The organism is Streptomyces sp. NPDC057474 (assembly GCF_042802555.1).
Taxonomy (GTDB): domain Bacteria; phylum Actinomycetota; class Actinomycetes; order Streptomycetales; family Streptomycetaceae; genus Streptomyces.
In genome coordinates this window covers 1-9,863 of the sequence record NZ_JBHVDX010000299.1, presented here as the reverse complement: position 1 = coordinate 9,863, position 9,863 = coordinate 1, and the positions used below count along the sequence as shown (strand labels likewise).

Below are 9,863 nucleotides of genomic sequence, written 5' to 3'. Positions count from 1 at the left end.
GGCTCGGCGCAGACGTCGGTCTGGATGAGACCGGTGACCGTGCCCTCGGGGTAGTTCACCGTGGCCTCGAGGCCGGTGACCTGGCCGTCGGCAAGGCCGGTGGTGCTGCCCATGCGGAAGACCTGGAGGCCGACCGCGGCCTCGCCGGCCGCGTTGATGTTCACCGTCTGGCCGTTGCCGAGGTCGACCGTGCTGGCCGCCTGGGTCGCCGGGTCGTTGTAGTTGACCAGGGCGAAGTCACCGGCGCCGGGGAACGTGGCGGTCGCCGCGTCGACCGTGCCGATCGGCGCGCCACCCTCCTCCTCGGACCACTCGGCCTCGGCGACACCGCAGTGACCGGCGGTCAGGAAGGCCGGGGCGCCTTCGGCGTTGACGACGTTGAAGCCGGCCGAGCAGCGCGCGCCGCCGCCGAAGATGGCGTCGCCGCCCTCGAGGAAGGTCTTGAACGTGCCGGCGGACTTCTTGATGGTCGCCATGCCCGAGCCGAGCGACTTGACGGTCGACTCGATGGTGTCCCAGTTCTCGCCCGTGACCGTGGAGTCGGCGGTGACCTGGAGCTTGTTCGTGCGGGGGTCGATCGCCCAGGCGGTACCCGGGACGCTGGCCTCCTCCTTCAGCGTCGCCGCGCCCTCCTGGAGCTCGGACCAGCTGTTCTCGACCTCACGGACCTCCGCACCGGCCGACTGGGCCTGGATGATCACGTTGTTGTCGTCGCCGTCGATCTCGAGGCCGTCGATGACGTTGATGATGAGCTGCTGCTCGCCCGAGTCGTAGTACGCGCCTGCGAACGCGTCACCGAGCAACTCCTGGAGCTGGGAGGCGAGATCCGAGGCGTCACCCGCGGCGAGTGTCTTCGCCGCGGGGGTGTTCGACTCCGTCTGCGACGCCATGGCGTTCGGCAGGATGAGGGCCGCCGCTCCGAGTGCCGCCACGCCGCCTGCCGCTATAAAGGCCTTACGCTTGGTGGCTCGTTTGTGACTCAACTCTTGACCTCCTGGGGACGGGGTCCGTGCCGCCGTCCGGCGGGTGAACTGGGGGCGCCTGGTTGCCAGTTGGTACGGATGGTTCCAGTGGGGTGTTCAACGCTCCGCAAAAAGATTTCGATCTTCCATTTCGCAAAGCGCGCTACGCCCCCAGTTCGGACGCCATTTCACGACTTCCCGCCCGAGCCACCGTCTGCCGCCGCCCGCGTTCGTCCGCGCGGGCCCGCGGGAACGATGCCCGCATGACTCTCACACCCGCCGAAGCCGACAAGATCCTCGCCGCCAACTTCGCCCCCTGGGTGCTCGACCTGAGCCTCTCGGCCGTCGAGTTGGACGAGGACCGCGCGATCCTGCGGCTGCCGTGGTCCGACCGGCTCGCACGCGAGGGCGGCGCCCTGTCGGGTCAGGCACTGATGGCGGCGGCCGACACGGCGACGGTGATCGCGGTGTCGGCGGCGCGCGGCTCCTTCGTACCGATGACCACGGTCCAACAGTCGACGAGCTTTCAGCGGGCCGTCGTGGGCGAGGACGTGCTCGTCGAGGCGGTGCTCACCAAACTCGGCCGCCGGATGGCCTTCGCCGACATCTCGATGACGATGGCCGGCTCGGGGGACCTGGCGGCCCGGGCAAGCACGGTTTACGCGCTCCTGGGGTGATAAACGGATATTTCCAGAGCGAACAAGGACAACTCGACGGCGGGGCCGACACATGCAGTCACCGGGCACAAGCGGTCCGTTCTCGCTGTCGGCCGGGAAACCGGCTTCCGGGAATCTCCACACCGAATGCTCAGCGGGGTCACGGTCGGTGGGAGTTCTGCACAGGGGTGACTCGTGCACCGCGCCTTTGAGGCGGGACTGTCCCTTTCGTTTTCCGGCTGGCAATGAACCGCGTATGACGATGCCGCGATCCGTGTGAAGAAGTGGCCCCCAAGGCGTGCGCAGGCCTGCACGGATGAACCGTCATGGTCACCAAGTGCGCTGGTGAGGGGCCATGTTGATTGGATGTGCGCGGCGGCGATCTGCTTTGATCCATCGCACCGCGGGGGCCGCCAAGCTCTCGGAAACGAGAAGTGGGCACCCACGTGTGCGGCCGTCGTTCTGTCCCCAGAAGGGGGCCGCTCCCCCCTTATGAATAGCTATACGAAGGGAAGTTCCATCATGAACTCCACCCCCCAGGTTGAGACCGCCGAGATCTCGGACGCCGCCCTCGACGCCGTCTCCGGTGGCCTGTCGGTCAACGCCGTCGGCACCGTCACCGGCCTGGTGGACGGCGTCGCCCCGGTCTCCGGCCTGGTCAACACGGCCGTCGGCACCGTCGAGGGTGTCACCGGTCTGAACACCGCCCCGGTCACGGGCCTGGTCGCCGGTCTCTGATCGAGCCCTTGCGCCGCTGAGTCCCGGAACCGCCTGACATGGTTCCGGGACTCTCGGGTGCCTGGAAGTCCGCTGTCCCGAGTCGCACAGGTGAGGGAAGTCCCGTGCAGTTCCGCCAACAGGCCCTCGCCAAGCTCCAGTCACCCGAGGAACTCGACCTCCCGGTGCGTTTCGCCCGCCCCCAGGGCTGGCTGGTGCTGTCCGTGACGGTGGTCGCCATGGCCGCCGCGTCCGTGTGGGCCGTCACGGGTTCTGTCGCGTCCACGGTCAGCGCGCCCGCCGTCCTCACCCACGGCCAGGGCAGTTACGTACTGCAGAGCCCGGTGGCCGGCCAGGTCACCGCCGTGCTCGCGAAACAGGGCGAGCGACTGCCCGCCAAGGCCCCCGTCCTCAAGGTCGCCACCACCGAGGGCGAGAGCGTCGTACGGTCCGTCGCGGCCGGCCGGGTCTCCGCACTCGCCGCCACGATCGGCCAGATCATCCAGACCGGCGCCGATGTCGCGGCCATCGAGAAGGTCGCCGACACCGACGACCCGCTCTACGCGACGGTGTACGTCCCCGCCGAGAACGCGGCCTCGATCCCCGAGGACGCCGCCGTGGACCTGACCGTGCAGTCGGCGCCCACCCAGCAGTACGGCGTGCTGCGCGGCCATGTGAAGAAGGTGGACCGCACCGCGCAGACCCCGCAGTCGATCGGCGCGTTCCTCGGTGACAGCCAGCTGGGCGAACAGTTCACCAAGAAGGGCCGGCCGGTGGCCGTCACGGTACGGCTGGACCGTAAGGCGTCGACCGAGTCGGGCTACAAGTGGTCCTCGCAGGACGGGCCGCCGTTCGAGCTGACCTCCATGACCATGGCCACGGGTTCGATCCGTATGGCCGACGAGCGTCCGATCGATTGGCTGCTCCCGTGACCGCATCCCAGGACACCGCCCAGCCTCCGACGCGCGGCAGACGCAAGGCGGCCCCGCAGAAGCGCCCGGTGCCCAAGGGCCGGCAGAAGACCGTCCGCACGCCGACCGTCCTGCAGATGGAGGCCGTGGAGTGCGGGGCCGCCTCCCTCGCCATGGTCCTCGGCCACTACGGACGCCACATCCCGCTGGAGGAGCTGCGCATCGCCTGCGGTGTCTCCCGGGACGGCTCCCGCGCCAGCAACGTCCTTAAGGCGGCCCGCAGTTACGGCCTGACCGCCAAGGGCATGCAGATGGACGTGGCCGCCCTCGCCGAGGTGAAGGCACCGGCCGTCCTCTTCTGGGAGTTCAACCACTACGTCGTCTACGACGGCATGGGGCGCCGCTTCGGCCGGCGCGGCGTCCACATCAACGACCCCGGCAAGGGCCGCCGGTTCGTGCCGATGGAGGACTTCGACTCCAGCTTCACGGGTGTCGTCCTCGTCATGGAGCCCGGCGACGCCTTCGAGAGAGGCGGCCGCAAGCCCGGCGTCCTGGGCGCCATGCCCGCCCGGATGCGCGGCACCTCCGGCACCCTGCCCGCCGCCGTCCTCGCCAGCCTCCTCCTGGTGGCGGTCGGCGCGGCGGTGCCCGCGCTCAGCCGCACCTACATCGACATGTTCCTGATCGGCGGCCAGACCTCCCTGCTGGGCGTGCTGTTCGCGTCGATGGGCGCGTGCGTGCTGCTGACGGTCCTGCTGACCTGGCTGCAACAGGCCAACCTGCTGCGCGGCCGGCTGATCTCCTCCACCCTGTCCAGCGCCCGCTTCCTGCGCCACCTCCTCCGCCTGCCCGTCACCTTCTTCTCGCAGCGCAGCCCCGCCGACCTCGTCCAGCGCCTCCAGTCCAACGACGCGGTCGCCGAGACCCTGGCCCGCGACCTCGCGGCCGTCGGCGTGGACGCGGTCGTGGTCGTCCTCTACGCCGTACTCCTCTATACGTACGACCCGCAGCTCACCTTCGTCGGCATCGCGGTGGCGCTGCTGAACGTGGTGGCGATGCGGGTGGTGATCCGGCTGCGCGCGACCCGTACGGCGAAGCTGCGCGCCGACAACGCCCGGTTGACCAACACGGCGTACACCGGTCTCCAGCTGATCGAGACGATGAAGGCGACCGGCGGCGAGGAGGGCTACTTCCGCAAGTGGGCCGGGCAGCACGCCACCACGCTGGAGGAACAGCAGCGGCTCGGGGTGCCGAGCGCCTGGCTGGGAGTCGTCGCCCCGACGCTCGCCACGCTCAACAGCGCGCTCATCCTCTGGATCGGCGGCATGCGCGCGGTCGAGGGCCACCTGTCCGTCGGCCTGCTGGTCGCCTTCCAGTCGTTGGTCACCCGTTTCACCGCGCCGATCACCCGCCTCAACGGTGTGGCTGGCCGCATCCAGGACTTCGCGGCCGACGTGGCCCGCCTCAAGGACGTGGAGAACTTCAAGGCGGACCCGCTGTACGCCCGCCCGGACGCCGTCGAGTCCACCCGCCGCCTGCACGGCCATGTGGAGCTGGAGAACATCACCTTCGGCTACAGCCCCCTCGACAAACCCCTGCTCACCGGCTTCGACCTCACCGTCGGCCCGGGCCGGCAGGTGGCACTGGTCGGCGGCTCCGGCAGCGGCAAGTCGACGGTATCCAGGCTGATCTCGGGTCTCTACTCTCCCTGGGAGGGTGTGATCCGCATCGACGGCCGGCGTCTGGAGGACATCCCCAGGGGAGCTTTGGCCGCCTCGGTCTCCTTCGTCGACCAGGAGGTCTTCCTCTTCGAGGGCACGGTCCGCGACAACGTGGCTCTGTGGGACCCGTCGATCCCGGACGAGGCCGTGGTTGAGGCGCTGCGGGACGCGGCCCTGTACGACGTGGTGACCCGCCGGCCGGGCGGTATCAACAGCCGGGTCGAGCAGGACGGCCGCAACTTCTCCGGCGGTCAGCGGCAACGCCTGGAGATCGCCCGGGCGTTGGTGCGCAGGCCCAGCATCCTGGTCCTCGACGAGGTGACCAGCGCGCTCGACGCGGAGACCGAGCTGACCGTCATGGACAACCTGCGCAAGCGCGGCTGCGCCTGCGTGGTGATCGCCCACCGGCTCAGCACGGTCCGCGACAGCGACGAGATCGTCGTCCTGCAGCACGGCACGATCGTGGAGCGCGGCCGGCACGAGGAGCTGGTGGCACGCGGCGGCGCGTACGCCCAGCTGGTCAGGGAGCGATGAGATGACCTCCCTACCTGAGGAGGGCGACCTCGTCCTCGGTGCGCTCGGCGCCATGGGCACACCCCTCGACTGCGCCGGCCACACCCGCCTCGACCTCGAAGGCCCGCAGACCCTGTGGCTGGTGGCCTCCGGCGCCCTGGACCTGTTCGCGGTCGACGCCGGCCGGCAGGGCCACTGGCACCACCTGGGCCGCCTCGAAGCGGGCTCGTTGCTGCTCGGCCCGGTCGCCGGGCCCCAGCACACGCTGGTCGCCCGCCCGCTCCGCGACTGCGTGGTCCGGCGCATCGGCCTGCGCGAGCTGTACCAGCAGGTCAACACCGAGACCTGGTCGTACGACGAATGGGGCAACCCCCAGCTGGTGCCCCCGCAGACGAGCCCCCTCGAATACGCCCTCGCCCTGGGCGTCGGCCGTGGCCTGTCGATCCTCTTCCAGGCGCCGATGGCCACCGAGCAGGCCGCCGCGCCCACCGACGACGACGTGTTCTGGATGCAGGTACCGCCCGGCAGCGTCCAGTACGGCTCGCTGTACGGCGCGGAGGCGGCGGCCGACCTGCTGATGGACCCGGGGGTCTGGCAGAGCATGGTCGACCAGCAGTACCGGCTGCTGGCCACGCTGGACCGCTGGATCGAGCAGCTGGAGCGCACCCACGAGGACCGTACGGCCGCCGGTATCAAGGCCGGTGAGGCCGTGCGCGCCCAGGCCGACCGCACACTGCTCGCGTCCATCGGCAAGTCCTCCGCATCCCGGCGTACGACGGCCGCCGACGCGGACGCCACGTACGCGGCCAGCAAGCTCGTCGCCCGGACGGCGGGGATCGCTCTCTCCGAGCCCGCGCAGAGCGGCACCGAGAGCGACCGGCTCGACCCGGTGGAGCGCATCGCGCTCGCCTCCCGGGTCCGCGTCCGCGCCGTACGCCTCGCCGGGAGCTGGTGGCGGGAGAACGTGGGCCCGCTGGTCGGGCACCGGGTTCTGTCCGGCGCGCCGGTGGCGCTGCTGTGGCGGCGCGGCGGTTATGTGGCCGTACAGCCGTCGTCCGGCCGGGAGACGCCGATCGAGAAGGCGAACGCGGCGGAGTTCGAGCCGCGTGCGGTGATGTTCTACCGGCCGTTGCCCGAACGGGTGCTGAGCCCGCTGCATCTGATGCGGTTCAGCCTCCACGGCACCGGCAGTGACATGACGGGCCTGCTGCTCAGCGGTCTGGTGACGGTCGCGCTCGGCTCTCTCGTCCCCATCGCGACGGGCAAGATCCTCGGCGAGTACGTGCCGAAGGCACAGGAGAACCTGATCGTGCAGGTCTGCCTGGCGATCATGCTCGCGAGTGTGGTGTCGGCCGCGTTCCTGCTGTTGCAGAACATGACGATCCTCCGCATGGAGGGCCGTATCGAGGCGACCCTCCAACCGGCGGTCTGGGACCGTCTGTTGAGACTCCCCACGAAGTTCTTCGCGTCGCGCTCCACGGGTGAACTGGCCAGCGCGGCCATGGGCATCAGCGCGATCCGCCGCACCCTGGCCGGAGTCGGCCCGGTGGTCGCCCAGTCGGTGACCGTCGGTGCCGTGAACCTCGGTCTGCTGCTCTGGTACAGCGTCCCGATGGCCCTGGCCGCGATCGGCATGCTCGTGGTCGTGGCCGCCGTGTTCCTCGGACTCGGCCTGTGGCAGGTCCGCTGGCAGCGCCGCCTGGTGGTGCTGGGCAACAAACTGAACAACCAGGCCTTCCAGACCCTGCGCGGCCTGCCGAAACTACGGGTGGCGGCCGCCGAGAACTACGCGTACGCGGCCTGGGCGGGCGAGTTCGCGCGCAGCCGGGAGCTCCAGCAGAAGGTCGGCGGCATCAAGAACCTCAACACGGTGCTGGGCGCGGTGTATCTCCCGCTCTGCACCCTGCTGATGTTCATGCTGCTGGCGGGCCCGGCCCGGGGTTCGATGTCGGCGGCGGAATTCCTGACCTTCAACACCTCGGTGACGATGCTGCTGACGTCGGTCACCCAGCTGACGGGGGCGTTCGTGTCGGCGGTGGCCGTGCTGCCGTTGTTGGAGGAGATCAAGCCGGTGCTGGAGGCGACGCCCGAGGTGCGTACGGCGAGTACGCGCCCGGGTGTGCTGTCCGGCGGGATCGAGGCCCGCCGACTGTCCTTCCGGTACGCGGACGACGGCCCGTTGGTGCTGGACGACGTGTCGTTCGACGTCGAGCCGGGCGAGTTCGTGGCGATCGTGGGCCCCAGCGGCTGCGGAAAATCAACTCTGCTGCGCCTGCTCATCGGCTTCGACAAGCCGGTCTCCGGGAGCGTCCTGTACGACGGCCAGGACCTCGGCGCCCTCGACCAGTCCGCTGTGCGCCGCCAGTGCGGTGTCGTCCTCCAGCACGCCCAGCCGTTCACCGGCTCCATCCTGGACGTCATCTGCGGCACCGAGCCGTTCACGCCCGAGGAGGCGATGGCGGCGGCCGAGATGGCGGGCCTCGCCGAGGACATCCAGCGCATGCCGATGGGCCTGCACACCATCGTCCAGGGCAACGGCGCGATCTCCGGCGGCCAACGCCAACGCCTGATGATCGCCCAGGCGTTGATCCGCCGCCCCCGCATCCTCTTCTTCGACGAGGCCACGAGCGCGCTCGACAACGAGACGCAGCGGACGGTCATCGAGAGCACGAGGGCGTTGAACGCCACGCGCATCGTGATCGCCCACCGGCTGTCCACGGTCATGGACGCGGACCGGGTGGTGGTGATGGAGGACGGCAAGGTGGCTGAGGTGGGGGCGCCGGCCCAGCTACTGGCGAACCCGACCGGCCGCCTGCACGAGCTGGTACGCCGACAGATGGCCTGAGTCGTTCGTCGCCCCCGCCGCCCCTGGGGATGGGGCGGGCAGGGGCGGCGGGGGCGAACAAGATCCGCGAGCCACCTACGACCGAACAGATTGACGCGGCAGAAGCAGCACCGAGGCCACCGGAACCACCGCAAGCACCACCCACGGCACAACCCCCGGAACCCCCGCATCCATCAAGGCCCCGGCCCCCGCACTCCCCACCAACACGATCAACCCCGAAACAGACGACATCGCCCCGGTGTAAAGCCCGAGCCGCCCCTCAACCGCAAGATCCGGCACCCACGCCCGCGCAGCCGGAGCCACCAACATCTGTCCCACCGTCAACAACACCACGAACCCGGCGGCAGGCAACAACCCCACATTGCCCGTCCACCCGGCGGGCAACGCCACAGCCACCATCCCGAACCCGGCGGCTATCAGCAACAGCCCCACCGCCATGGACCGACGCAGATCCAGCCGCTCCGCCACCCACCGCGTGACCGGCAGTTGCGCGGTGACAACGAGCAGCGAGGACAACCCGAACAGCCAGGCCAACGCCGACTGCGACCCCGTGGCCCGCTCCACCTCGTCGGGAAGCAGAAGGTACAGCTGGTTGTAGGCCAGCAGGTACGCGCCGTACGCACAGCACAAGGCCAGGAACCGCCGGTTGCGCAGCAGCCCGCCGAGGCCCCCCTTCACCTCGACCCGCTCCCGCCCCGGAATGTGCTGCGGCAGCAGCCAGTGGTGCCCGGCAAGAACGAGGACGAACACCCCGGCACCCGCGAGGCACACCACCCGGTAGTCCACGGCCAGCAACAACGCACCGATCAGCGGCCCGACGAACGCCCCGGCCTGCCCCGCCACCGTGAACAGCGCGAGCACGCTCGTCCGGGGGCCGCCGCCCGACTCCTCCCAGACCACCGCCTGCCGGGCGACTTCCGACTCGACGGCCGGGGAGAACAGCGCGGCGGCGAAGCCGATCAGCAGGACCGACGCGATGACCGACCAGTCCGCGTCCGCGTAGCCGAGCCACGCGAACCCGGCGATCCGCAGCACACACCCGGCCAGCACCACGGGCCGTACCCCGTACCGGTCGGACAGCGCACCGCCCACCACGAACAGCCCCTGCTGACTGAAGGTCCGCAGCCCGAGCACGAAGCCGACCATCCAGCCTGCCATGCCTATCGCCGTGCCGAGATGCTCGGCGAGGAACGGCAACACGGCGAAGAAGCCGATGTTGAAGGCGAGCTGGGTGAGGATCAGCAGCCGGAGAAGGGGATTGAGTTTCGCCCAGGTACCGCGACGCGACGCCTTGGCCACGCTCTTTCCAGGCACCTCACCCAAGGCCCGCTCGTCGGGCGCCCGGCTCGCCGCCCCCTGTTCGGGCGCAACGCTCACCGCCGCCCCCTGTTGGGGCGCTTCGCCAGCCGTCCGCTGTACAGGCACCCCACTCGCCGCCCGCGTCTCCGGCCTCTCGTTCGCCGCCTGCCTCTCGGGCACGGTGGTCGCCGCCTGCCTCTCAGGCACCGTGCTCGCCGCCTGCATCTCAGGCACCGTGC

General features: G+C 70.1%; 7 protein-coding genes. 5 read left to right on the top strand and 2 right to left on the bottom strand.

Annotated elements, in window-relative coordinates:
• A partial coding sequence (locus ACFU53_RS43410) for a S1 family peptidase (protein WP_384005305.1) occupies positions 1-932 on the bottom strand: 932 nt, incomplete at its 3' end.
• A gap of 293 nt (positions 933-1,225) precedes the next feature.
• Between ACFU53_RS43410 and ACFU53_RS43405 the strand changes: the two genes are divergently transcribed.
• From ACFU53_RS43405 to ACFU53_RS43385, 5 genes are all read left to right on the top strand, one after another.
• Entirely contained in the window at positions 1,226-1,639 is a 414-nt protein-coding gene (locus ACFU53_RS43405) for a PaaI family thioesterase (RefSeq protein ID WP_384005304.1), read from the top strand.
• Positions 1,640-2,140: 501 nt separating this feature from the next.
• Complete coding sequence (locus tag ACFU53_RS43400) at positions 2,141-2,356, top strand: hypothetical protein (protein ID WP_012998782.1); 216 nt, start codon at positions 2,141-2,143, stop codon at positions 2,354-2,356.
• A gap of 104 nt (positions 2,357-2,460) precedes the next feature.
• The gene (locus ACFU53_RS43395) at positions 2,461-3,267 is read left to right on the top strand and encodes an HlyD family efflux transporter periplasmic adaptor subunit (RefSeq protein WP_384005303.1); all 807 of its coding nucleotides are present in this window, start codon (positions 2,461-2,463) and stop codon (positions 3,265-3,267) included.
• 68 nt (positions 3,268-3,335) lie between these two features.
• Entirely contained in the window at positions 3,336-5,501 is a 2,166-nt protein-coding gene (locus ACFU53_RS43390) for an NHLP family bacteriocin export ABC transporter peptidase/permease/ATPase subunit (protein ID WP_384005307.1), read from the top strand.
• A gap of 1 nt (position 5,502) precedes the next feature.
• The gene (locus ACFU53_RS43385; protein WP_384005302.1) at positions 5,503-8,325 is read left to right on the top strand and encodes an NHLP bacteriocin export ABC transporter permease/ATPase subunit; all 2,823 of its coding nucleotides are present in this window, start codon (positions 5,503-5,505) and stop codon (positions 8,323-8,325) included.
• Positions 8,326-8,400: 75 nt separating this feature from the next.
• Here ACFU53_RS43385 and ACFU53_RS43380 read toward each other — a convergent pair whose 3' ends face one another.
• On the bottom strand, positions 8,401-9,858 hold the full coding sequence (locus tag ACFU53_RS43380) for an MDR family MFS transporter (RefSeq protein ID WP_384005306.1): 1,458 nt from the start codon (positions 9,856-9,858) through the stop codon (positions 8,401-8,403).
• Positions 9,859-9,863 lie beyond the last annotated feature (5 nt).